Origin of the sequence: Paracoccus sp. MBLB3053 (assembly GCF_031822435.1) — a bacterium.
In the GTDB taxonomy this organism is placed as follows: Bacteria; Pseudomonadota; Alphaproteobacteria; order Rhodobacterales; family Rhodobacteraceae; genus Paracoccus; species Paracoccus aurantius.
In genome coordinates, this window is the sequence record NZ_JAVQLW010000001.1 from 1089014 (window position 1) to 1112421 (window position 23408).

Below are 23408 nucleotides of genomic sequence, written 5' to 3' on the forward strand. Positions count from 1 at the left end.
CTTCGCGATCGCGGACATGACCTGTACGTTACGCATTTCGCGGACGGCGGCAACGATCTTGCCATCGAGCCGCCTTCCAACCGAGCCCCGAAAAACCCCAGGCGTTTGAACGGGGCAAAAGGCGGCCGACCCGGTCGACTCTGCTTTCCGAGTTCCCCCCTGAGAGCTGATCTCGGGCGCGGCAGCGCGGCCGTTCTTCAACGACCGATCGCGAAGTTCCTGCGGCTCTCAACCCTGCTGGAAATGATCGACGATCTTCTGGGCCAGAGCCTCGCTGATTCCCTCGACCGCGACGAGATCGGCAAGACCCGCACGCGACACGGCCTTTGCGCTGCCGAAATGCGCAAGCAGCGCGCGCTTGCGGGCCGCGCCAACCCCGGCGATCTCGTCCAGCGGGTTCGCCATCGCCGCCTTGGCCCGTTTCGCACGATGCGTGCCGATGGCCCAGCGATGGGCCTCGTCCCGCATGCGCTGAACGAAATACAGCACCGGGTCGTTCATGCGCAGGGCAAACGGGCGCTGGCCGGGGCGGTGGAACTCTTCCTTGCCGTGGTCGCGATCCTCGCCCTTGGCGACGCCGACCATGGGGATGTCCTCAACCCCCATCTCGGCCATGATCTCATGCACTGCCGAAACCTGACCCGCGCCGCCGTCGATCAGCAGCAGATCGGGCCATGCCTCTGTTTCGCGATCGGGGTCCTCTTTCAGAAGGCGGGAAAAGCGGCGGGTAAGCACTTCCTTCATCATGCCGAAATCGTCGCCCGGCGTGATTTCGGTGCCCTTGATGTTGAACTTGCGATACTGGCTCTTGATCCAGCCTTCGGGGCCCGAAACGACCATGCCGCCGACCGCATTCGTCCCCTGGATGTGGCTGTTGTCATAGATCTCGATGCGTTGCGGCGGCGCAGGCAGATCGAATGCCTCGGCCAGGCCTTCCAGCAGGCGCTGCTGCGCCGCGCTTTCCGACATGCGGCGCGCAAGGCTTTCACGCGCATTGCGCAGGGCGTTCTCGACCAACTCGGCCTTCTCGCCGCGCTGAGGCACGCCCAGAACGACCTTTCGACCGGCACGCTCGGTCAGAACCTCGGCCATGAGGTCGGGGTCCTCGATTCCGTGCGACAACAGGATCATGCGCGGCGGCACCTTGCCGTCATAGAACTGGGCAAGGAACGCCTGCATCACCTCATCTGAGGATTCGACTCCGTTGAGCTTGGGATAGAAGTCGCGGTTCCCCCAGCTTTGGTTGGCACGGATGAAGAAGACCTGGACGCAGGCCTGCCCGCCCTCGATATGCAGCGCGATGACATCGGCTTCGGGCACGCCGCGAGGGTTGATCGCCTGTACCGACTGGACAGCGGTCAGCGCCTTGATCCGGTCACGCAAGGCGGCTGCGCGTTCGTATTCCATGGCCTCGCTGGCCTCGGTCATCTCGCGCGCAAGATCGGCCTGGATACGGGTCGTCTTGCCGCGCAGGAAAAGCTCGGCATCGGAAACGAGGGAATTGTAGTCTTCAAGTTCGATCCGCCCGACACAGGGCGCGGCGCAGCGCTTGATCTGGTAAAGAAGGCATGGCCGGGTCCGGCTGGAAAATGTCGCATCCGTGCAGGAGCGCAGCAGGAAGACCCGCTGCAACTGGTTCAGGGTCCGGTTGACCGCGCCAGCGCTGGCGAAGGGGCCGTAATAGTCGCCCTTTTCCGATTTCGCGCCCCGATGTTTCTTGATCTGGGCAAAGGGATGGGACTTGGCGACCAGAATGTTCGGAAAGGATTTGTCGTCGCGCAGAAGCACGTTGTAGCGCGGCTTCAGTTGCTTGATCAGGTTCTGTTCCAGCAGCAGCGCCTCGGTCTCGGTGCGCGTGGTCAGGAACATCATCGAACAGGTTTCACGGATCATCCGCGCGATGCGCGCCGAATGTCCCGTGCCGCGGGCATAGTTCGAAACGCGTGCCTTGAGGTTGCGCGCCTTGCCGACATAGAGCACTGCGCCCTGGGCATCGAGCATGCGATACACGCCCGGCGAAGCGTCGAGCGTTTTCAGATATCCATGGATCAGCGACTGCCCCGTTTTGGGCGGCGGCGCCGTATGAGAAGAATCAGTCATGGCCTGTCAATAAAATGATTCCCGAATCCGGCTGCAAGTTTGCGAACCGAAGATCAAGATGAATCCTGTCCACGGAATCTGTGGATAAGTCTGTGGGTGTCCTTGGGGGCATCATAGCTTCGCCAAGCGTTTATTGGGGATTCATTGACTTGCCGAAAAAATACGCAGTTTTGCATCATATTGATTTTGCTCATTATTTTTTATGCCCGCAACAATCGTATGAAAACACTGTCAGAATCGTGAACTTATTGCGAAGGTTAACGGCGAGGTGGACAACTTGTCGCGCTTGCAAGCCCCGCAGACACCAATCCTAGAATGGTAGGCTCGACGTCACGACAAGTCCGTCAACCCGGATTATCCGTGCGATTGCATGTGCTGTCGGGTAGGAACTCCTCGATCCACATGATCGGTTGGCTGAACTTCGATCCGGGCAGATCCAGAATTGGCGCAATCGGACCCGTTCGCGCTGTCGTTCAGCCGCGAGGAAAGCAGCTATCGCGCGGTTTCGCGCGACAGACACGTCACTTGTGGGGAATGCCGAGAATGCGCGCGATGATGCGCCGCACGCCTGGCCCGGCCATGAGCGCGAGGATGCAGATTACGAGCAGGCAAAGGATTACGGTCTTGATCATCAGCCCCTCGCATCAAAGCGGGCGAATTCGACCCGCTCTTCGATCGTCTCCATGACATCGCCGGCCGAAAGCCCCAACCGGCGCAGCAGCGAACTGCGCTGACCATAGGTCTGGAACCGCACCTTCTTGCCATAGAGCTCTCGCATCTTTGGGACCAGATGCGCAATCCCGTCGGCCAGGCCAAGGGATACGGCCTCTCGTCCCGTCCATATATCGCCGGTGAACAGGTCCAGATCCTGCGGCAGCCGGCCGCCGCGTCGTGACCTGATCTGGTCCTTGAACGCCTCATGGATCGGAAGAAGAATGCGGTTCAGCCGTTCTACATCTTCGGGTTTCTCGGGGCGGAAGGGGTCGAGCAGGGATTTCGACTGCCCGGCGGTGTGGACCCGGCGTTCGATGCCATAGCGCTGGATCAGGTCTGAAAATCCGAAACCCGCCGATATGACGCCGATCGAGCCGAGCACCGAACTCTCATCCGCCCAGATATAATCCGCGGCCGACGCAAGCCAGTAGCCGCCAGATGCCGCGACATCCTCGACGAAGGCATGGACGGGCACCTCGTGTTCTTCGGACAGGCGGCGAATACGGGCGCCGATCAGGCTCGACTGAACCGGAGAACCGCCAGGAGAATTGAGCGCGAGGGCGACGGCGACCGGCTTGCGGCGCTTGAAGGCTCGTTCGAGCAGCGGCGCCAGGGCTGCATCCGACATCCCGGCACCGGTGGTCCGCCCCGATGCACCAATGACGCCCTGAAGGCGGATGACTGCAACTGTGGCGGGGCGATTGAGAAAGGGAATTTGCATGCGTTTCCAGATAGGAACGGAAGGCGGAGTCGGCAAGCGCTAGACGGTTGATTCAAGGAAGGCCAGGACGTCGGCGCGGTCAGGCATGGCATCGCCCGCGCCCGGCCTGGTGACCTGGACGGCCGCTGCGGCCGCAGCATGGCGGAGCGCGGTCGGAATGTCCTCTCCACGGGAAAGCCCCGCTGCAAACCAGCCGGCAAAACAGTCGCCGGCTCCGGTCGTGTCGATGGCCGAGACGCGATAGGCCGACTGGTGATGGGTCTTTGCGTTTATCAGATCGCGAAATTCGGCGCCTGCCGCCCCGCGCGTGATCAGCACGCCCTCAACGGGCAGGTGCTCGCCAAACGCTGCGAAGGTCTCTGCGGCCTCGCCTTCGTTGACGGCAAGGATCGAGACATGCGGCAGGACTTCGCGCAGGGCGGCGAGCTCGAAGGGGGCTGCGGAATAGATCACGGTCGCGCCTGCCGCCCGTGCCTGGCTCGCCGCTTCCACCTGCAGGTTCGTTTCGTTCTGCATCAGCAGGATGTCACCCGGCCCGATGGCAGAGAGATCGCGGCGGACCGAATCTTCGGGTAAGGCGCGATTGGCGCCGCCATGAAGGATAATCGAATTCTCGGCAGACCGGTCGACCAGGATGATCGCATGTCCGGTTGCGTGATCGGCCAGCCGGGCAATGCGATCCGTTTCCACGCCGGCATTGCCGAGCCTGTCAAGCACCCAGCCATCGCCCGTGCCCATCGCACCAAGATGGATCACCTGCGCGCCTGCACGGGCCGCAGCAACCGACTGGTTCGCGCCCTTGCCGCCAAGCCCGTGCGACAAATCAAGCGAATGGATCGTCTCGCCCGATCGGGGCAGGTTCGCCAGCCGATAGACATGGTCGATATTGATCGAGCCGAGATTGTAGATCGTCATCGCCGGGTCTCCAATGCGCTGGAGGGTTATCTGGCCCCTATGCCCCTGGATTGTCCAGTCGGTGAAATGTGAAACGCGCCCCGGAGGGCGCGTCCTTTCCCCGCGTTCCGGGTATGTCTTACTCGGGCTTGCGACCGTGCTTGATCGGCCACCAAAGCTTCTTGTTGGTCAGGTAGAGGAGCGAGGCCAGCAAGATGAGGAAGATCACCGATGCCATCCCGACCTGCTTGCGCGCCATCATCTTGGGTTCGGCTGTCCACATCAGGAAGGCGGAGACATCGCGTGCCATCTGGTCGACGCTGGCTTCCGTGCCATCCTCGTAGGTGACCAGATCGTCGGACAGCGGAGGCGGCATCTTGATCCAGCCGGACGGAAAGGCCGAGTTGTGATAGAAGGTGCTGCCTGCCTCGTCCTTGCTTTCCCCATCATAGCCGGTCAGGACGGCATGGATATATTCCGGCCCCCCGATGCCACGGAAGAACTGGGTGATGCCCGTGCCGTAAGGGCCATGGAAGCCAGAGCGCGCCTTGGCCATCAGCGACAGGTCCGGGCCCATGCCTTCGTCCAGGATGGTCGGGAAATGGTCGGTCGGAACGCGCGGGCGATCTTCTCCGGTCTCTGCGTCGGTGATGTCGAGGTTGGCGGCATAGGCGCGCACCTGATCTTCGGGCAGGCCCGGGCCGCCGCTGTCGCCAAGCGTGCGCAACGGAACATAGCGCAGCCCGTGGCATGCTGCGCAAACCTCGGTGTAGACCTGCAGACCACGCTGCAGTTGGAACTGGTCGTAGCTGCCGAACGGGCCCTCGAAGCTGAACGAGATGTCCTCGATATGCGCGGCAGCGTGTGAGCCGGTCTCTTCTTCATGCTCGCCTTCGCCAACGGCATGTTCATCTTCTGCCGCAACCGGGGCCTCTGCGGTCTCGACCGCTGCCGGATCAGCCGCTTCCGGCGTTTCAGGAGCTGCTGCTTCCTCCGCAGGTTCATCTGCTGCGGGGGCAGGGTTGTCGGAAGCAGTTTCGGCAGGCTCTGCCTCGGTCGGATTTGCCTGGGCCGGAGCGGTTTCCGCAGGTTCGGCTTCGGCAGGCGCGGCTTCCACCGGAGCTTCGGCAGGCGCTTGCGCGGCGGCCGCTTGCGTTTCCGGCTGGGCCTCCGGCTCTGCAACCGTAGCGGGCTCCGCCGCTGTTTCCGTCGCGGGCTCCCCCGCGGCTGCGCTGCTTGCCTCTGCCGGTGCTTCTGCTTCCGGTGCGGGTGCGGGTGCGGGTGCGGGTGCGGGTGCCGTGCCGGTATGATAGCTCGAACCAGCCGGCGCAGTGGTGCCCGGCGCGGTGGAGCTGTCTTGCGCCACAGCGCCACCGGCCAGGGCAACCGTCAGAGCTGCAACAGCCGTGAGCGATGCATTTCTCAGGGTCATCGTTGCGTCTCCTTACTCGGCCGGATGAGATTTGGCGCCATAGTGGGCGTTGAAGTCTTCCTCGATGGTCGAGGGCATCGGATCAGGTTTTTCGATGATGCCGAGCAAGGGAAGAATCACGAGGAAATAGGCGAACCAATAGGCCGCCCCAGCCAGCGCGATATAGGGATAGATCCCTTCGGCCGGCATCGCGCCCACCCACATCAGAACGACGAAATCCACGGCCAGAATCCAGAACCACCACTTGAACAGCGGACGGAACCGGCCCGAGCGGACGCGCGAGGTGTCCAGCCAAGGCACCAGCGCCATGACGAGGATTGCACCGAACATGGCCAGCACGCCGAAAAACTTGGCGTCGATGATGCGGAAGGACAGCCAATTCACAAGCTGCACGATCCAGACATCGGCGGTGAAGGCGCGCAGGATGGCGTAGAAGGGAAGGAAGTACCACTCGGGCACGATATGTGCAGGCGTGGCCAGTGGGTTTGCCTCGATATAGTTGTCCGGGTGGCCCAGATAATTCGGCATGAAGCCCACGACCGCGAAGAAGATCACGAGCACGATCGCAAGACCCACGAAATCCTTGATGACGAAATAGGGCCAGAAAGGCAGGGTGTCCTTTTTCGCTTCTTCCTTCGATCCACGGCGGACCTCGACGCCCGTCGGGTTGTTGTTGCCGGTGGTGTGGAAGGCCCAGATATGGACGATGACCAGCGCCGCGATCACGAAGGGCAGCAGGTAATGCAGTGAGAAGAAGCGGTTCAGCGTTGCATTGTCGACCGCAGGCCCGCCCAGAAGCCAGGTCTGGATCGACTGGCCAATGCCCGGAATCGCGCCGAAAAGGCCGGTGATCACCGTCGCACCCCAGAAGGACATCTGCCCCCAGGGCAGAACATAGCCCATGAAGGCCGTGCCCATCATCATCAGGTAAATGAGCATGCCCACGATCCAGGTGACCTCGCGCGGGGCCTTGTAGCTGCCGTAATAAAGACCGCGGAAGATGTGGATGTAAACGGCGAGGAAGAAGAGCGAGGCGCCGTTCGCATGCAGGTAGCGCAGCATGTAGCCGCCATTCACGTCACGCATGATGTGTTCTACCGAGGCGAAGGCCTGATCGACATGCGGCGTGTAATGCATCACCAGGACGACGCCGGTCGCGATCTGCATGACAAGGCAGAAAGCCAGCACGATGCCCCAGATCCACCACCAGTTCAGGTTCTTGGGGGTGGGGATCAGGATCGTGTCGTAAAGCAGGCTGATGATCGGCAGGCGACGGTGCAGCCATTTTTCGGGTGCCGATTTCGGCTCGTAATGGTCGTGGGGAATTCCGGCCATATGCGCCTCCTCAGCCCAACTGGATGGTGGTATCGTTGACGAAAGAAGCAACCGGAATGTGCAGGTTCTGCGGCGCCGGGCCCTTGCGAATGCGGCCTGCCGTATCGTAGTGGCTGCCGTGGCATGGACAGAACCAGCCGCCGAAATCGCCCGCCCCATCGCCGATCGGCACGCAGCCGAGATGCGTGCACACCCCGAGCATCACTAGCCATTCCCCGGCCTCGTCGAGTGTCCGGTTTTCATCAAGGGCGGGTTCGTTCGGCTTGTTCTCGTTCTCTGCACTTGGGTCGATCAGCTCATTGAGATCGACCTCGCGGCCCTGCTGGATCTCCTGCTCGGTCCGGCGGCGGATGAACACGGGCTTGCCAAGCCATTTGACCGTGAGTTGCGTGCCGGTTTCGACACCGCTCACATCGACCTGGATCGAGGCGAGTGCCTGGACATCGGCCGAAGGGTTCATCTGGTTCACAAGGGTCCAGGCTGCAGCGCCGACCGCGACCGTGCCTGCTCCGGCCGTCGCGAAATAGAGGAAATCCCTCCGGGTGGCGCCGCTGTCTCCTGCGTGGTCGTCTGCGTGGGACACGGGTCTGATCTCCATTGTTGCTCTCGGGAAGAGCGATACGACAGAGCGGGCCGTGATCCTCACGTCCCCCTCCCTCGCGAGTTTGTAGCGGTCAAATTTTTGTCAGTCTAGCGCGGTGGGGAAGGCAAAGCGTCGCAACTTCGATCAAGTGTGGGATTTTGGTTGCGGCCTTGCGTCCTCCTGCACGGCCCGTGTCGCGGTTGCCGGCGTTCATAGCAGCCCCTCGGCGCGAAAGCTCAGCTCACGCGACTTGCCGATGATGAGATGGTCATGCACGGTGATTCCCATGATCTCGGCCGCAGTCGAAATGCGGCTGGTCATGGAAATATCGGCCTGTGATGGGGTCGGGTCCCCAGATGGGTGGTTGTGGACGAGAATCAACGCGCTTGCGGAAAGTTCGATCGCTCGTCGCAGGATCTCGCGCGGGTAGACGGGGACATGGTCGACCGTGCCGCGCGATTGTTCCTCATCCGCGACAAGCACGTTCTTGCGATCAAGGTAAAGGACGCGGAATTCCTCGATTTCGCGATGCGCCATGGCGGTGTGGCAATAGTCAAGCAGAGCGTCCCAGCTTGTCAGCACCGGGCGATGCATCACCCGTGATCTTGCAAGGCGCTGCGCCGCGGCCTCGACGATCTTGAGTTCCTGTATGACTGCCGGGCCAATACCCTGGACCTCGCCAAGTCGGGCCGGCGGGGCTGAGAGAACGCGGTTGAAATCCCCGAAACGATCAATCAACAGCCGGGCCAGCGGCTTCACGTCCTGTCGTGGAATGGCGCGGAAAAGAACCAGTTCCAGAAGTTCGTAATCCGGCATCGCGGCCGCGCCGCCCTGCATGAAGCGCTCGCGCAACCGGGCGCGATGATCCGAGATATAGCTTGGAAGCCGCCCAGCTGCCGGCAGAGTGGCAGCCTGCGGCACTTCGTCGCCCCCCATTCCCGATGCTGATTCCGGGAAAAGCGGAAGATGTGCTTCGTCGAAGGAGCGATTCGGACCCATGGCCCGAAGATTGCCATGAAGGCGGTAAACGGGCCGTTAATGCGGCCCGTCCCTTTCTCAGCCCTTCATCTCGTCCCAGAAGCCCTTGATCTTCTGAAAGAAGCCTTGGGTCTGAGGGCTGTTGTCAGCCTGGATGGCCTCGAATTCGCGCAGCAGTTCGCGCTGCCTTGCGGTCAGGTTGACCGGCGTCTCGACCGAAAGTTCGATCAGCATGTCGCCAGCCTCGCCGTTCAGCCCGGGGCCGTGGCGCAGCGGGGGCATGCCCTTGCCGCGAAGGCGCAACTGCTTTCCGGACTGGGTGCCCGGCGGGACCTTGACGCGTGAACGGCCGCCGTCGATTGTCGGCACCTCGATCTCCCCGCCAAGCGAGGCGGTGACCATGCTGACGGGAACCTGGCAGGCCAGCATCCGGCCGTCGCGAATAAAGATCGGGTGCTCGCGAACGTCGATGAAGATGTAGAGATCGCCAGCGGGACCGCCACGCATCCCGGCCTCTCCCTCGCCGGCAAGCCGGATGCGAGTACCGGTTTCGACGCCAGCGGGAATGTTGACGGAAAGCGAGCGCTCTCGCTCGGTCCGGCCGGCGCCGCGGCATTCCTTGCACGGGTTCTTGACGATCTGGCCCTGGCCATTGCAGGTCGGGCAGGTGCGTTCGACGGTGAAGAAGCCCTGGCTTGCGCGCACCTGGCCCATTCCAGAACAGGTTGGACAGGTGGTGGGCTCGACAGCACCTTCGGCACCCGTGCCGTTGCAGGCGCCGCAGGCGACCGAGCCGGGCACGCTGATCGTCTTCTGCGAGCCGGTGAAGGCCTCTTCCAGCGTGACGCGCAGATTGTATCGCAGGTCCTGGCCGCGGGTTGCGCGCGAGCGTCCGCCCGCACCGCCGGCTCGGCGTCCCATCATGTCGCCGAACAGGTCTTCGAAGACATCGGCGAATGCCGATCCAAAATCGCCTTGGCCATTCGCGCCGCGGAAACCGCCGCCGAAGCCGCCGCCATTTTCGAAGGCAGCGTGACCAAATCGGTCATAGGCGGCCTTTTTCTGGTCATCCTTCAGGCAGTCGTAAGCCTCGTTCACTTCCTTGAACGCGGATTCCGACACCTTGCAATCCTTGTTGCGGTCCGGGTGGAGCTGCTTTGCCTTGGTCCGATAAGCTTTCTTGATCTCGTCGGCCGAGGCGCCCCGAGCCACACCCAGCACTTCGTAATAGTCACGTTTCGCCATGTTCGCGTCCGGGGTCCTTCAAGAGAAAACCGGCCCGCGCATTGGGCGCTGCGGGCCGGCTGGTTCGTTCACATCCGCTTACTTGCGCTTGTCTTCGCCGAGGTCTTCGAAATCGGCGTCGACAATGTCGTCATCTGCGCGCGAGCGGGGCTCATCGGCCTCGCCGGCGTCGCCACCTTCGGCCTGGCTGGCCTTGTAAATCGCTTCGCCGAGCTTCATCGAGGCGTCCATCAGGTTCTGGATACCGCCTTTGATCTTCCCGGCGTCCTCGGTCTTCAGCGCGTCTTCCAGCGCACCAACGGCGAGCTCGATCACCTCGACCGTCGAGCCGTCAACCTTGTCGCCATGCTCTTCCAGCGATTTCTTGGTCGAGTGGATCAGGCTTTCGGCCTGGTTACGGGCCTCGACCAGTTCCTTGCGCTGCTTGTCGGCCTCGGCATTGGCTTCGGCATCGCGGACCATCTTCTCGATATCCTCGTCGGACAGACCGCCCGAAGCCTGGATCGTGATGTTCTGTTCCTTGCCGGTGCCCTTGTCCTTGGCAGACACTGACACGATGCCGTTGGCGTCGATGTCGAAGGTCACCTCGATCTGCGGCATGCCGCGCGGGGCCGGCGGGATGTCCTCGAGGTTGAACTGGCCGAGCAGCTTGTTGTCTGCGGCCATCTCGCGCTCACCCTGGAAGACGCGGATGGTGACGGCGTTCTGGTTGTCCTCGGCGGTCGAGAAGATCTGCGACTTCTTGGTCGGGATCGTGGTGTTGCGGTCGATCAGCCGGGTGAAGACACCGCCCAGCGTCTCGATGCCCAGGGACAACGGGGTCACGTCGAGCAGGACCACGTCCTTGACGTCGCCTTGCAGGACGCCGGCCTGAATGGCCGCGCCAAGCGCCACGACCTCATCGGGGTTCACGCCCTTGTGGGGTTCCTTGCCGAAGAACTCGCTGACCGCCTCGATGACCTTCGGCATCCGGGTCATGCCGCCGACGAGAACGATCTCGTCGATGTCGCCTTTCGACAGGCCGGCATCCTTCAGCGCGTCCTGGACCGGCTTGATGGTGCGCTTGATCAGGTCGGCGACGAGGCTTTCCAGCTTGGCGCGGGTCAGTTTCATGACCATGTGCAGCGGCGTGCCCGAGTCCTTGTCCATCGAGATGAACGGCTGGTTGATCTCGGTCTGCGACGAGCTGGACAGTTCGATCTTGGCTTTCTCGGCGGCCTCTTTCAGGCGCTGGAGGGCCATCTTGTCCTTGGTCAGGTCGACGCCGTGCTCTTTCTTGAACTCGTCGGCCAGGTAGTTAACGATGCGCATGTCGAAGTCTTCGCCGCCAAGGAACGTGTCCCCGTTGGTCGATTTCACCTCGAAGAGGCCGTCGTCGATTTCCAGAATGGTGATGTCGAAGGTGCCGCCGCCAAGGTCATAGACGGCGATGGTTTTCGAATCTTTCTTGTCGAGGCCATAGGCCAGCGCGGCGGCGGTCGGCTCGTTGATGATGCGCAGAACCTCGAGGCCCGCGATCTTGCCGGCGTCTTTCGTCGCCTGACGCTGGGCGTCGTTGAAATAGGCCGGAACCGTGATGACGGCCTGCGTCACCGTCTCGCCCAGGTAGGATTCGGCGGTTTCCTTCATCTTTTGCAGGATGAAGGCGGAAACCTGGCTCGGCGAATATTTCTCGCCGCGGACTTCGACCCAGGCGTCACCATTGCCGCCATCGACGATGGCGTAGGGGACAAGCTTCTTGTCCTTTTCAACTTCCGCATCGGTGGTGCGGCGGCCGATCAGTCGCTTGACGGCGAAAACGGTATTCGAAGGGTTCGTGACGGCCTGACGTTTGGCAGGCTGGCCGACCAGACGCTCGCTGTCGGTGAACCCGACGATCGAGGGGGTCGTGCGCGCGCCTTCCGAGTTTTCGATGACCTTGGGCTGGCTGCCATCCATGATGGCGACGCAGCTGTTGGTGGTCCCGAGGTCGATGCCGATGACTTTAGACATGCAATAACCTTTCTTGCGGCGATATTCTGGGCCTTGGGTCCCCGAGAGGCCCCCAGAGCCCGATCCCTGGATTGACCGGAGGAGAAGCCCCCGAACTCATGGCGCTATATAGGAAGGGCAGAAACGGCCTGCAAGCAGACCGTCACCGGGAATTTGGTCCGCGTCCAAGCAAGATCCAAAGGATTTTATCCAGCAGAGGTCTGTGCTCAGCGGCCGGCCATCGTGCTGATCGAAACCGACTTGCGCGTCACGAATTCCGCCATGAGCCCGATCATCAGAAGGGCCACGAGGCTGTAGAGCGCGTAATCGAGCGACGAGTTGCGCGGCGAGTAGTTTATGAAGGCAAAGCCGCGCGTCTGGTCGATGATGTGGAACAGCGGGTTCCAGGTGAAGATGTGCAGCATCGAGGTGGAAAGCGTATTTGCCACGAACATCTTGCCCGAGAAAACCATGTTCATGCGCTGATAGAAAGTGCTGAGAACCTGCGTGCCTTGCGGCCACCACGGACGGAAGGCCAGAAAGATCAGTCCGATGCAGCAGCCCGAGAGCCAGGCCAGAAGCAACATCGCGTAGCAGGCCAGAGGCTTGTCGATGTGGATCGGCTCAATGAGGAAGTTGTAGGCGACCAGAATGACCAGCGCGGAAAAGGTCTGCTTGTAGAGCGTGGCGAGCGCCGCGGCCGCGATCATCACTGCCGTGTTGAGGGGCCCGTGCTTCATCATCTGATTGGTGGGATTGCCCGCGCCGGCAACGGCGCCGATCGCTTGCGTATGCGTCAGGAACATGAAGATGCCGGACATGATGTAGAGGATGAAGTTTCCCCTGATCGGCGAGCCCCTGATCCCGATGAGCGCATAGAGCATATAGAAGCCGACGATCATGGTCAGAGACTTCACGACCGTCATCATCAGGCCGATGATGGCGTTCCGGTCGCTTTTCCTCAGATTGTTCACTGTCACGTGGTAGATCAGTGCCAGCGTGGTGAACGCTGCTTCGATCATGTTGCGATTGCGGCGCTGTACGAACATCATTGCCTCAGTTTCAGGCGCCTGGACTGCTGAAGCTTGCCCTGCGCAATCTGTGGCATCATAAGAAAGCGCAGGCCCGTATTCAATCGCCGCCACTCCTCCCGCGGGTCACGACGGAAAAGGAAAACCCATGCAATTTGATGGAATGATTGCCGAAATGCGTCGGCTCGCCCTTCGGGCAGGCGACGAAATCATGCGCATTTACAACTCCGAAGACTTCGATGTCCGCGCCAAGTCCGATGCGTCGCCCGTGACCGAAGCGGACGAGGCTGCCGATGCGCTGATTTCCGCCGGTCTGCGTGCCGCATTTCCCGACATTCCCCTGGTGACCGAAGAACAGGCAGCAACGCATAGCCAGAGCCTGTCGACCTTCCTCATCGTAGACCCGCTTGATGGGACGAAGGAGTTCGTTCAGCGCCGCGGTGATTTCACGGTGAATATCGCCTATGTCGTCGACGGCGTGCCGAAATTGGGCGTGGTCTATGCGCCTGCCAAGGGGCGGCTTTTCTACACTGCCGCCGATGGCGGTTCGGTCGAGGAAAAGGGACCCTTCGGTGAAGCCGTGGGCCAGGTGACTCCGATCGGGGTGAATTCGACGCCGGACAACCGTGCGCTGATGGTCGTTGCCTCGAAATCGCACCGCGACGCGGCAACCGATGCCTATATCGGTCGCTACGGTGTGCGCGACATGACCTCGGCGGGTTCGTCGCTGAAATTCTGCCTGGTCGCGACCGGCGAAGCCGATCTTTACCCGCGCCTCGGCCGGACGATGGAATGGGATACCGCGGCGGGCGACGCGGTCCTGCGCGGTGCGGGCGGCGAGGTTGTCCGCTTCGATGACCATAGCAAGCTTACCTATGGTAAGCCGGGCTTCGAAAACCCGTTCTTCATCGCCTTCGCGCCCGGCGTTCTGCTGGTCAAGGACTAGGGAAATGCCGGTCGTCATCGTCATCCCGGCGCGTCATGCCTCGACCCGCTATCCCGGCAAACCCCTGGTCGAACTTCGCGGTGCGACGGGGGAAAGCCTCAGTCTGATCCGGCGCAGTTGGGAAGCAGCGCAGGCGGTCCAGGGCATCGACCGGGTGATCGTCGCGACAGATGACGAGCGTATTCGCGACCATGCCGAGGCATTCGGGGCCGAGGTCGCGATGACCTCGACCTCGGCTCGGAATGGTACCGAGCGCTGCGCAGAAGCGATCGCCAACCTGAAGCTTGACCCGGAGTTCGTGGTGAACCTTCAGGGCGATGCCCCGCTGACCCCGTCCTGGTTCATCGAGGAGCTGGTCGAGGGTCTGCGCGGTGATCCCGGTGCGGATGTGGCGACACCGGTGCTGCGATGTTCGGGGGCGATGCGCTCGGAGCTGATCGCCGATCGCGTCGCGGGCCGTGTCGGGGGGACCACCGCCGTTTTCGGGCATGACCGCCGGGGGCTTTATTTCTCGAAGGAGGTGATCCCCTTCGCCTCAGCCGATTTCGGTCCTAGCGATCCGACGCCGGTTTTCCACCATGTCGGTGTCTATGCATATCGCCCAGAAGCGCTTGCCGAATATCCCGGCTGGGGCGAAGGGCGCCTTGAGGCCCTGGAAGGTCTTGAGCAGTTGCGCTTCCTTGAACGGGGCCGCCGCATCCTTTGCGTCGAGGTCGAGGCGCGGGGTCGCGAGTTCTGGGAACTGAACAATCCATCGGATGTGCCCAAGCTCGAAGCAATGATGCAGCGGATGGGGCTTGCCTGATGCAGCCAGCGGCAGGGGCGGCGGCGATCAGGGCGACGGTCATTGTCGTTTCCCGCCACCGCCCTGCCCATCTGCTCCGCTGCCTGGACGCGCTGACGCGCCAGAGCCATCCCGAGATCGAACTGGTTCTGGTCGCGGATCCCGCCTCGGTGCAGACAAGGCCGGATCTGCCCATGAAACGGGTCAGTTTCGACATCCCGAACATTTCGGCGGCCAGAAACGAAGGCTTGGCCCAGGCTGGCGGGGATGTCGTTCTTTATGTCGATGACGACGCGATCGCTGAGCCCCGCTGGGTCGAGCGCCTTGTCGCGTCCTTTGAGGACGACCGGGTCGTGGCGGCGACCGGCTTTACCCGGGGGCCTGACGGCCTGAACTGGCAGGTGAAGGCGGAACGGATCACGCCTTCAGGCTCCAGCTATCAGATAGACGTGGCCCGTGCCTGTCTTCTGGACACCGAAAATGGCGCTCCGGTCAGCACGCTTGGCACGAATTGTGCCTTTAGGCGAACTGCCCTTCTGGCGGTGGGGGGGTTCGATCCCCTGTTCAGCTTTCACCTTGATGAAAGCGACGTGAACATGCGGATGGCGCGACGTTTTCCAGGTGCTCTGACGGCCGTGGTCCCTGAGGCCGAGGTGATCCACGGGCTTGCGCCGGGGGCGTCTCGGGCAAATGTCGGCGTTCCCCACGACCTCACGGCGATCGGGCGTTCGACGGCAATATTTGCCGCGCGCCACGGTGGGCAGATCGACTGGCTGCGGCGCAGCCAGCGTGCCCGGCTGCTGCGCCACATGGTCGCCGGTCGAATCGATCCGATGGCGGTCGAGCCCGTTATGGCCACTCTGGAAGCCGGTATTGCAGAGGCACCAACCGATCCGCCCGCGCCACCTGCCTGGGATCGTCCGTCGCCGCCAGATTTCCGGGCGCTTGGGAACAGCCCGAGTGACTGGATCTTTCTGTCGGGCTGGCACTGGCAGGCGCGTCATCTGCGAAGAAAGGCGGCTTTGTCCGTTTCCGAGGGTCGTCATGTCACGATCCTGTTGCTCACACCGACGATGTTGCCGCATCGAGTGAAGCTGACCGAAGGCGGTTGGTGGGAACAACTAGGGGGTGTATGGGGTGCGTCCAGACCTGACGATTCGCCGGTGATTTTCCAAGGGCGCAGTGCTAGGATTTCACGCGAATGGAGGTATTATGCCGCACTGCGGCGTTGACTGGGCGAATAGTTGCCAGTTCATCTTGTGTTTACAGACATTTCCATAATTATGCTGAACTGTTCCGTGTATTCGGTGGTTGAGCAGCCATCACCGGCTACAAGGCTAGGGCGCGCCGCCCGGCGTAAATGATCAGGAGACCAGATCCATGAGTCGCAAAGTAACGAAGGCCATTTTCCCTGTCGCGGGACTTGGAACGCGTTTTCTGCCGGCCACGAAGAGTATCCCCAAAGAGATCATGACGCTGGTCGACCGACCGTTGATCCAGTACGCAATCGACGAGGCTCGGGCGGCCGGTATCGAAGAGTTCATCTTTGTGACCTCACGCGGGAAGGGTGCTCTCGAGGATTACTTCGACCATGCCCATGAGCTGGAATCGAATCTGAAGAAGGCCGGCAAGAACGATCTTCTGGATATCCTGCGCGGCACCAATATGGATTCCGGCGCCATCGCCTATATCCGCCAGCACAAGGCGCTTGGCCTCGGCCATGCCGTCTGGTGCGCCCGCCGCCTGGTCGGCGACGAGCCGGTCGCGGTCATCCTGACCGATGACGTCATCATGGGTGAGCCGCCCTGCCTGCAGCAGATGATCGAAGCCTATCAGGAAACCGGTGGCACCATGGTCGCGACAATGGAAGTCGCGATGGAAAAAACCAAGTCCTACGGTGTCCTCGACGTGGCCGAAGACATGGGCGCGATCGTCCGCGCCAAAGGTATGGTCGAGAAGCCCAAGGAAAACCCGCCCTCGAACCTCGCGGTGATCGGGCGCTACATCCTTGCCCCTTCGGTGATGGAAAACCTGAACAAGCTCAAGCAAGGTGCGGGCGGCGAGATCCAGTTGACCGACGCGATTGCCGACGAGATCGAAGAAGGCCGCGACGTCTTTGGCCTGCGCTTCCGCGGCCAGCGTTTCGACTGCGGCTCGAAAGCCGGTTTCCTTCAGGCAACGGTTGCGTTCGGGCTGGCGCGCGACGAGCTGAAGGACGAATTCGGCGATTACCTTTCCGATGTGCTCTCCATGCGCAAGGCCGCCGAATAAGATGACGTCAAAGGTTCTGGTGACTGGCGGTGCGGGCTATATCGGTTCGCATGCCTGCAAGGCTCTGCGGGATGCGGGTTTTGAGCCCGTGACATTCGACAACCTCTGCACAGGCTGGCGCGAGGCGGTCAAATTCGGCCCCTTCGAGCAAGGTGATCTGATGGATCGTGCCCGGCTGGACGAGGTTTTCGCCAAGCACAAGCCTGTTGCGGTGATGCATTTCGCCGCGCTGAGCCAGGTCGGTGAGGCGATGCGCGAACCCGGCAAGTACTGGCGCGGAAATGTCTCGGCCTCGCTCAACCTCATTGAAGCGACCTTGGCCGCTGGCGTGCGCAATTTCGTCTTTTCATCGACCTGCGCCACCTATGGCGATCATGATGGGGTGGTGCTGGACGAGACGACCGCGCAGATGCCGCTCAACGCCTATGGCGCGAGCAAGCGCGCGATCGAGGACATGCTGAAGGATTTCGGCGCCTCGGACGGGCTGCGTTCGGTGATCTTCCGCTATTTCAATGTGGCCGGGGCCGATCCCGATGGCGAGGTGGGCGAATTCCACCAGCCCGAAACCCATCTCATTCCGCTGATACTCGATGCAATCGACGGCAAGCGGGCCGCGCTGACGATTCACGGCACGGATTATCCCACGCCGGACGGCACCTGCATTCGCGACTATGTCCATGTGATGGATCTGGTGGACGCGCATGTGCTTGGCCTGAAGCATCTGCTGGACGAGCAGGTCGCCAATGGAACGCAAGAGGTCTTCTGCCTCGGCACGGGGAACGGTTTTTCGGTGCGCGAGGTGATCGACCATTCGCGCCATGTGACGAACCGGCCTGTGCCGTTGAGCGAGGGGCCTCGCCGAGGCGGTGACGCGGTGAAGCTCGTTTCCGGCAGCGAAAAGGCGATTTCCGTTCTGGGATGGACGCCTGATCGCTCGACCTTGCCACAGATGATCGGTGATGCGTGGCGCTGGCATCAAAACGGCGGATATGACGGCTGATCCGGCAGTCCTGCTGGATGTGTCGCGGCTTTTATCGCGCCTGAACAAGGGCCCAGCCACCGGGATCGACCGTGTCGAAGCCGAGTGGCTGGCCGAACTCTCCGCGAGCCGGACCCCTCATCTGCTTTTGGCACGCGGTCGGCGTTGCCAGCTTCTGCTGCCTGCCGAGGCCGGTCCGGCGATCCTGCGCTGGTCGCGCGGTGAGCTGGATGACCTGCCGCCTATAGCGCTGGTCGACAGGTTGCGTGGTCGCAGCGGCGCTCACCTTCGTGCGGAACGGCATTTGCGCCAGATGGCAATCCTGCGCAGTCCCGCGACGGGGGGCGGTATCGCCAATAGGGTAATTGATTTGCTGGGCGGGCGGGCCGTTTACCTGAATGTCGGTCACAGCAACCTGACCCAGGGGCTTTGGCGGGCTTTGCATCCGCTTTGCAGGGTGGCACTGATCCACGACACGATCCCGCTGGATCATCCCGAGTTCACCCGAGCAGGACAATCCGAGAAGTTTCGCGACCGTTTCATTGCCGCAGTTGGTGAGGCGGATCTTGTCCTGACGATTTCCCAGGCGACCCGCAATGCGGTCATCGCCTGGCGAGACCGTCTGAACCTTCCTGCAAATGCCCCGGTTGTGACGGCCCCGATCGGGACGCGTCTGACCAAGGCAGAGCCCGGCAGGCTTCCAGATCGGCTCGCATTGGATCGCCCGTATTTCGTCACGCTGGGTACGATCGAGCCGCGCAAGAATCACGCGCTGCTGCTGGATGTCTGGGACGAGTTGTCGCGGCGCCTTCCCGCCGACGCCTTGCCGCGACTTTTCATCATCGGTCGTCGGGGCTGGGAAAACCGGGAAACCTTTGCCCGGCTGGACAGACTTCCGGCGGATGGCGTCATACGCGAGTTGTCGGGCCTGGACGACGGTCAGGTCGCGGCACTTCTGGAACATAGCCATGGCATGCTGATGCCCAGCAGGGCAGAGGGTTTCGGTCTGCCCTACACCGAGGCTGCGGCGCGCGGAGTGCCTGTCATTTGTGCGCCACTGCCTGTGGCAAGGGAGCTTCTGGGCAGCTATGCGCGTTATCATTCGCCCGATGATTGCCAGTCTTGGGCGGATTGTCTGGCCGATATCGCCGCCGCACCGGCCATCCGTTTGTCGCCGCAAGTGGTGCCCGAATGGAACGCACATTTTGCCCTTGTGCGTAAGGCCATGCAGGAAAGATTGCCAGTTCACCTGTCGGCAGATATGCCCCGGTAAAAAGTGAAGAAGTTCCGTGAAACGCCTGTTCAGGACCTTTCGAAGAAAAATGCGTCTGAGAGTGCGCCGGCAGTGGCTGCTGGGGCGCGCGATCCGGCGCCGGCGAAGGCTTCGCCCCTTGTCCGTGCGCACGCGCCGGATACGTCCGAACGACATTCTGCTTTTCATGTCGATGCGGAACGAAAAGATAAGACTGCCGTATTTTCTAGACTATTATCGCCGCCTTGGAATCCAGCATTTCCTGGTGGTCGACAATGGTTCGGATGACGGGGGCGCGGAATATCTGGCCGAACAGAACGATGTTTCGGTCTGGACCACGAAAGCCAGCTACAAGGATTCCCGCTTTGGAATGGATTGGATCAACTGGCTGCTGTTCCGCTACGGAACGGGGCATTGGTGCCTGACCGTCGATCCGGACGAGTTCCTGATCTATCCGCACCACGATTCGCGACCACTCAAGGCGCTGACCGATTGGCTGGATGCCTCCACCATCAAGTCATTTTCGGCGATGCTGCTCGACATGTATCCCAAAGGCGCGCTTTGCCAGCAGACCTATGACGAGGGTACCGATCCGTTCGAGATTGCAAGCTGGTTCGATCCGGCGAATTACACGATCCGCAAGAACGGCGAATACGGCAACCTGTGGATCCAGGGCGGGCCGCGCAGCCGGGCCTTTTTCCACGGCAATCCCGAAAAGGGGCCGGCGCTGAACAAGATCCCGCTGGTGCGCTGGGAACGTCCCTATGCCTATGTCAGCTCGACCCATATGCTTCTCCCGCGGTCGCTGAATGTCGTTTATGACGAGCATGGTGGCGAAAAAGCCTCGGGTTGCCTGCTGCATGCCAAGTTTCTGTCCACATTCGCCGAGAAATCCGCAGAGGAACTGAAGCGCCGCCAGCACTATGCTGACAGTCAGGAATACATGGCATACCATTCCGGATTGCAGGACCAGCAGGACTTCTGGTGCGAGGAATCTCGGCGTTACGAGGATTGGCGGCAACTCGAAGATCTCGGGCTGATCTCGAAAGGGAACTGGGCATGAACGCGCAACAGAGCTCGGCGTTGCTGTCCAGAAGCCGCGAGCCGGTCAAGCTGGGCATCGTGATGCTCTGTCACAACGAACTGCCGATCGCCACGCGCATGGCGCAAGTCTGGGCCAATGGCGGAGTGCCGGTGGCGATCCACGTGGATGCAAAGGCGTCCTCCGACGCCCTCGCGACGATGAAGATCGATCTCGCCCGTCGCGATGAGATCATCTTCACGCCCCGCCATCCTTGCGAATGGGGAACCTTCAGCCTGGTGCGCGCGACGCAGGATGCTGCATCGCTGTTGCTCGACCGCTTCGAGGATGTGACCCATGTCATGGTCGTTTCGGGCTCATGCCTTCCGCTGCGGCCAGTCGCCGATCTCGAAGCCTTCCTGGCCTGCCATCCCCGGCGCGACTTCATTGAAAGCGTGACGGCAGGGGATGTGGGCTGGACCGTCGGAGGGCTCAACGAGGAACGCTTCACGCTGCGCTTTCCCTTTTCGTACCGCCGTCATCGGAAGCTGTTCGACCGCTATGTCGATCTGCAACGCAAGCTGAAGCTCAAGCGCCGCATTCCCGATGGCCTCGTTCCCCATCTGGGTTCGCAATGGTGGTGCCTGACGCGCACCACGCTGCGCGCGATCCTGGCCGATCCGCGCCGGGCCGAGTTCGACGCCTATTTCAGCCGCGTCTGGATCCCCGACGAAAGCTATTTCCAGACACTCGCCCGCAGGCATTCGACGGGCATCGAAAGCCGTTCGCTTACGCTTGCGAAATTCGATGAACAGGGCAAGCCCTATATCTTCTACAATGACCACCGCCAGATTCTCGAAGAATCACGCTGCTTCGTCGCACGCAAGATCTGGCCAAATGCCACCGCGCTCTACACCCATTTTCCACGCCCATTGCAGGGCGAACCCTCGTTCGCCGAGCCGCAGCCGGAACGGCTGGACCGGATCATCGCACAGGCCGTCGCGCGACGCAGGCTGGGGCGACCGGGGCTTTACATGCAGAGCCGCTTTCCGCAGCTCGACCGCGAAAACGGGAAGACCGCCGGGCCATATGCCGTCCTGCAAGGCTTTTCGGACCTTTTCCCCGATTTCGAGCAATGGCTTGCCGAGCGGGTGGATGCGGATGTGCACGGGCATGTCATGGCCCGATATGGCGTCGAATTCTCGGGGCGCAGCCAGATCGGACCGGGCGGGTTGAGTGACAGCGCGGCTCTGAGAGATCTTGACGCGCGCGGCTTCATCGCCAATTTGATCCGGATCTCGCACCGGATGCAGATCATCCAATACAGTCCTCGTGATCAGCAAGATCTGAACTGGTTTATGGCTACCGACCCCAATGCGCGGATCTTCGTCATCACGGGCGCATGGGCCGTGCCCTTGCTGCATTCAGGCATGCCTTTCGATGATATCCGCCGCATCGCCGCCATCCTGCAGCGAACAGAGCTTGAACAGATTGCAACACTGAACTCGGTCTGGCTCAAGGCGCGGACGAAAATCTGGGATCTCGGAGATTTCTGCGCCAGGCCCGCAGATGCGCTGCGCAGCGTGATCCGCGATCTGGGCGGTGATCCTCAGGTGGCCGCCAACCTTCCGCCCATGCGCCAGATGGCCGGCATGGGACGGTTCCTGCAAAGGCTGCGAAACGCGGGGCTGCGCCCCCAACTCATGGGCGAATTTCCCGTGGTTGACCCTGTGCCGGCAAAGGAAAGCACGATCAGATGACCCAACCCTACCAGCGCTTTGTGATCTTTGCCGAAATGCGCACTGGGTCCAATCTGCTCGAAGCCACGCTGAACGCGATCAAGCGTGTCACCTGCTTTGGCGAGGCGTTCAACCCCTACATGATGGGCTGGCCCGACAAGGATGAACTCAAGGGGATCACCCGCGCCCAACGCGAGGAAGATCCGCTGCGGCTGCTTAAGGCGATCTTCGACAAGCCGAACCACCTGGCCGGGTTTCGTTATTTTCACGATCATGATCCGCGCGTCTTCGATGCGATCATGGATGACCGGTCCTGTGCCAAGATCGTCCTGACGCGCAACCCGGCGGACAGCTATGTCTCGACCGCCCTCGCGCGCGCGACGAACCAGTGGAAGCTGAACCATACCGAAACCCCGATACCCGCTGCCGCGCATTTCGACGCGGCCGAGTTCCGCGAAGTCACAAGCGAGATCCTCGAGTTTCAGCTGAAAGTTCAGCACCGCCTGCAATCGACGGGCCAAAGCGCGTTCTGGCTGGGCTATGAGGATCTGCTGGACGCGGATGTGATGACCGGCCTGATCCATTGGCTGGGACGGACCGATATCGACCGGGTCGCACCGGCCGACGACCAGGTGCCCCAGAACCCGCGCGAACTGTCCGAGAAGGTTTCGAACTTTGCCGAGATGGAGGCCGAGCTATCGCGCTTCGATCCTTTCATGTTGCGTCGGATCCCGAATTTCGAGCCGCGTCGTGGTCCTTCGGTCCCTTCCTTTGCCGCAGCCGAGGCCGGCAAGGGGCTGATCTTCATGCCCATCAAGGGCGGGCCGGTTGAAAGCATCACCGATTGGCTTCGTCTCATGGGGGATGTGACGAGCGATCTGAACCAGAACATCCTTCGGCAATGGAAACGCGACCATGCCGGCCATCGCAGCTTCACCGTGTTGCGTCACCCCTTGCGCCGAGCCTGGACCGCGTTCGAGACCATGCTGGCGCGGGGCAATCCAGACTTGCGGCAATTGATGCGCGAGGTCTATCGCGTCGAGCTGCCGCCCGACGAAGAACTGTTCGGCCTGACGGATGACCGCAAGGCCGAGCTTTTCGAGGCATTTCTGGAATTCCTGCGGCGAAACCTGAACGGCCAGACCTCGCTGCCTGTGCATCCCGGCTGGGCGAGCCAGTCCGAGGTCCTGGCGGGCTTTGCCCGCTTCAGCGGTCCTGACATGGTGCTGAGGGAAGGCGATCTGGCCCGAGATCTGGAATGGCTTGCGGCAAGCGCCGGGATCAAGGGTCCGGCGCCGGCACCTTTAGCGGAACCGTTCCCGGATTTCCTGAACGACCATAAGCTGCGGAGTGCTGCGAAAAAGGCCTATCTGCGCGATTACATCGCCTTCGGTTTCGGCGGCCAAGCCTGA

18 protein-coding genes and 1 pseudogene are annotated in these 23408 nt (G+C 61.7%); 9 read left to right on the forward strand and 10 right to left on the reverse strand.

Going from position 1 to position 23408, the window contains the following annotated elements:
- Window positions 1–228 precede the first annotated feature (228 nt).
- The 10 genes and pseudogenes from uvrC to RGQ15_RS05545 all read right to left on the reverse strand — a co-directional run bounded on the left by uvrC (window position 229) and on the right by RGQ15_RS05545 (window position 13022).
- A complete protein-coding gene (gene uvrC, locus RGQ15_RS05500) occupies window positions 229–2100 on the reverse strand; it encodes an excinuclease ABC subunit UvrC (RefSeq protein WP_311159218.1) in 1872 nt (623 codons plus the stop codon).
- 631 nt (window positions 2101–2731) lie between these two features.
- Window positions 2732–3535 carry a S49 family peptidase gene (locus tag RGQ15_RS05505; RefSeq protein ID WP_311159219.1) on the reverse strand — a complete coding sequence of 268 codons (804 nt, stop codon included), beginning with the start codon at window positions 3533–3535 and terminating at the stop codon, window positions 2732–2734.
- Window positions 3536–3574: 39 nt separating this feature from the next.
- A complete protein-coding gene (locus tag RGQ15_RS05510; RefSeq protein ID WP_311159220.1) occupies window positions 3575–4450 on the reverse strand; it encodes a ribokinase in 876 nt (291 codons plus the stop codon).
- Window positions 4451–4568: 118 nt separating this feature from the next.
- Window positions 4569–5288: pseudogene (locus RGQ15_RS05515) on the reverse strand (cytochrome c1); the annotation flags it as partial.
- A gap of 585 nt (window positions 5289–5873) precedes the next feature.
- Window positions 5874–7196, reverse strand: coding sequence for a cytochrome b (gene petB, locus RGQ15_RS05520; protein ID WP_311159221.1), 1323 nt, complete (start codon window positions 7194–7196; stop codon window positions 5874–5876).
- Between the two features lie 10 nt (window positions 7197–7206).
- A complete protein-coding gene (gene petA / locus RGQ15_RS05525; RefSeq protein ID WP_311161040.1) occupies window positions 7207–7779 on the reverse strand; it encodes a ubiquinol-cytochrome c reductase iron-sulfur subunit in 573 nt (190 codons plus the stop codon).
- Window positions 7780–7989: 210 nt separating this feature from the next.
- Window positions 7990–8778 (reverse strand): RadC family protein, encoded by a 789-nt coding sequence (radC, locus tag RGQ15_RS05530; protein WP_311159222.1) that lies wholly within the window; start codon window positions 8776–8778, stop codon window positions 7990–7992.
- A 57-nt stretch (window positions 8779–8835) separates the two neighbouring features.
- Window positions 8836–10002, reverse strand: a complete 1167-nt coding sequence (dnaJ, locus tag RGQ15_RS05535) for a molecular chaperone DnaJ (RefSeq protein ID WP_311159223.1) — start codon at window positions 10000–10002, stop codon at window positions 8836–8838.
- A 78-nt stretch (window positions 10003–10080) separates the two neighbouring features.
- A complete protein-coding gene (dnaK, locus tag RGQ15_RS05540; protein ID WP_311159224.1) occupies window positions 10081–11994 on the reverse strand; it encodes a molecular chaperone DnaK in 1914 nt (637 codons plus the stop codon).
- Window positions 11995–12200: 206 nt separating this feature from the next.
- Window positions 12201–13022, reverse strand: a complete 822-nt coding sequence (locus tag RGQ15_RS05545; RefSeq protein WP_311159225.1) for an ABC transporter permease — start codon at window positions 13020–13022, stop codon at window positions 12201–12203.
- Between the two features lie 130 nt (window positions 13023–13152).
- On the opposite strand from RGQ15_RS05545, the gene cysQ reads away from it, so the two are divergent.
- The 9 genes from cysQ (at window position 13153) to RGQ15_RS05590 (ending at window position 23408) form a co-directional block, all read left to right on the forward strand.
- A complete protein-coding gene (gene cysQ, locus RGQ15_RS05550) occupies window positions 13153–13950 on the forward strand; it encodes a 3'(2'),5'-bisphosphate nucleotidase CysQ (RefSeq protein WP_311159226.1) in 798 nt (265 codons plus the stop codon).
- A 4-nt stretch (window positions 13951–13954) separates the two neighbouring features.
- A complete protein-coding gene (locus RGQ15_RS05555) occupies window positions 13955–14755 on the forward strand; it encodes a 3-deoxy-manno-octulosonate cytidylyltransferase (RefSeq protein ID WP_311159227.1) in 801 nt (266 codons plus the stop codon).
- Window positions 14755–15966, forward strand: a complete 1212-nt coding sequence (locus RGQ15_RS05560) for a glycosyltransferase family 2 protein (RefSeq protein WP_311159228.1) — start codon at window positions 14755–14757, stop codon at window positions 15964–15966. The genes RGQ15_RS05555 and RGQ15_RS05560 overlap by 1 nt, the downstream gene beginning before the upstream one ends.
- A gap of 148 nt (window positions 15967–16114) precedes the next feature.
- The gene (locus RGQ15_RS05565) at window positions 16115–17005 is read left to right on the forward strand and encodes a UTP--glucose-1-phosphate uridylyltransferase (RefSeq protein WP_311159229.1); all 891 of its coding nucleotides are present in this window, start codon (window positions 16115–16117) and stop codon (window positions 17003–17005) included.
- Window position 17006: 1 nt separating this feature from the next.
- Window positions 17007–18005, forward strand: coding sequence for a UDP-glucose 4-epimerase GalE (galE, locus tag RGQ15_RS05570; RefSeq protein ID WP_311159230.1), 999 nt, complete (start codon window positions 17007–17009; stop codon window positions 18003–18005).
- The gene (locus RGQ15_RS05575; protein WP_311159231.1) at window positions 17995–19257 is read left to right on the forward strand and encodes a glycosyltransferase family 4 protein; all 1263 of its coding nucleotides are present in this window, start codon (window positions 17995–17997) and stop codon (window positions 19255–19257) included. Before galE ends, RGQ15_RS05575 begins: the two co-directional genes overlap by 11 nt.
- A 49-nt stretch (window positions 19258–19306) precedes the next feature.
- Window positions 19307–20299 carry a glycosyltransferase family 2 protein gene (locus RGQ15_RS05580; protein ID WP_311159232.1) on the forward strand — a complete coding sequence of 331 codons (993 nt, stop codon included), beginning with the start codon at window positions 19307–19309 and terminating at the stop codon, window positions 20297–20299.
- A complete protein-coding gene (locus RGQ15_RS05585; RefSeq protein WP_311159233.1) occupies window positions 20296–22017 on the forward strand; it encodes a DUF5927 domain-containing protein in 1722 nt (573 codons plus the stop codon). Before RGQ15_RS05580 ends, RGQ15_RS05585 begins: the two co-directional genes overlap by 4 nt.
- The gene (locus tag RGQ15_RS05590; RefSeq protein ID WP_311159234.1) at window positions 22014–23408 is read left to right on the forward strand and encodes a hypothetical protein; all 1395 of its coding nucleotides are present in this window, start codon (window positions 22014–22016) and stop codon (window positions 23406–23408) included. Before RGQ15_RS05585 ends, RGQ15_RS05590 begins: the two co-directional genes overlap by 4 nt.

What these genes read in the sequence shown, in the direction of transcription:
- dnaK (WP_311159224.1), bottom strand. Translation starts at nt 11,994, where the DNA reads ATGTCTAAAGTCATCGGCATCGACCTCGGGACCACCAACAGCTGCGTC.
- radC (WP_311159222.1), bottom strand. Translation starts at nt 8,778, where the DNA reads ATGGGTCCGAATCGCTCCTTCGACGAAGCACATCTTCCGCTTTTCCCG.
- RGQ15_RS05565 (WP_311159229.1), top strand. Translation starts at nt 16,115, where the DNA reads ATGAGTCGCAAAGTAACGAAGGCCATTTTCCCTGTCGCGGGACTTGGA.
- RGQ15_RS05510 (WP_311159220.1), bottom strand. Translation starts at nt 4,450, where the DNA reads ATGACGATCTACAATCTCGGCTCGATCAATATCGACCATGTCTATCGG.
- RGQ15_RS05560 (WP_311159228.1), top strand. Translation starts at nt 14,755, where the DNA reads ATGCAGCCAGCGGCAGGGGCGGCGGCGATCAGGGCGACGGTCATTGTC.
- RGQ15_RS05590 (WP_311159234.1), top strand. Translation starts at nt 22,014, where the DNA reads ATGACCCAACCCTACCAGCGCTTTGTGATCTTTGCCGAAATGCGCACT.
- RGQ15_RS05505 (WP_311159219.1), bottom strand. Translation starts at nt 3,535, where the DNA reads ATGCAAATTCCCTTTCTCAATCGCCCCGCCACAGTTGCAGTCATCCGC.
- petB (WP_311159221.1), bottom strand. Translation starts at nt 7,196, where the DNA reads ATGGCCGGAATTCCCCACGACCATTACGAGCCGAAATCGGCACCCGAA.
- RGQ15_RS05555 (WP_311159227.1), top strand. Translation starts at nt 13,955, where the DNA reads ATGCCGGTCGTCATCGTCATCCCGGCGCGTCATGCCTCGACCCGCTAT.
- dnaJ (WP_311159223.1), bottom strand. Translation starts at nt 10,002, where the DNA reads ATGGCGAAACGTGACTATTACGAAGTGCTGGGTGTGGCTCGGGGCGCC.
- RGQ15_RS05575 (WP_311159231.1), top strand. Translation starts at nt 17,995, where the DNA reads ATGACGGCTGATCCGGCAGTCCTGCTGGATGTGTCGCGGCTTTTATCG.
- galE (WP_311159230.1), top strand. Translation starts at nt 17,007, where the DNA reads ATGACGTCAAAGGTTCTGGTGACTGGCGGTGCGGGCTATATCGGTTCG.
- RGQ15_RS05545 (WP_311159225.1), bottom strand. Translation starts at nt 13,022, where the DNA reads ATGTTCGTACAGCGCCGCAATCGCAACATGATCGAAGCAGCGTTCACC.
- cysQ (WP_311159226.1), top strand. Translation starts at nt 13,153, where the DNA reads ATGCAATTTGATGGAATGATTGCCGAAATGCGTCGGCTCGCCCTTCGG.
- RGQ15_RS05585 (WP_311159233.1), top strand. Translation starts at nt 20,296, where the DNA reads ATGAACGCGCAACAGAGCTCGGCGTTGCTGTCCAGAAGCCGCGAGCCG.
- uvrC (WP_311159218.1), bottom strand. Translation starts at nt 2,100, where the DNA reads ATGACTGATTCTTCTCATACGGCGCCGCCGCCCAAAACGGGGCAGTCG.
- RGQ15_RS05580 (WP_311159232.1), top strand. Translation starts at nt 19,307, where the DNA reads ATGCGTCTGAGAGTGCGCCGGCAGTGGCTGCTGGGGCGCGCGATCCGG.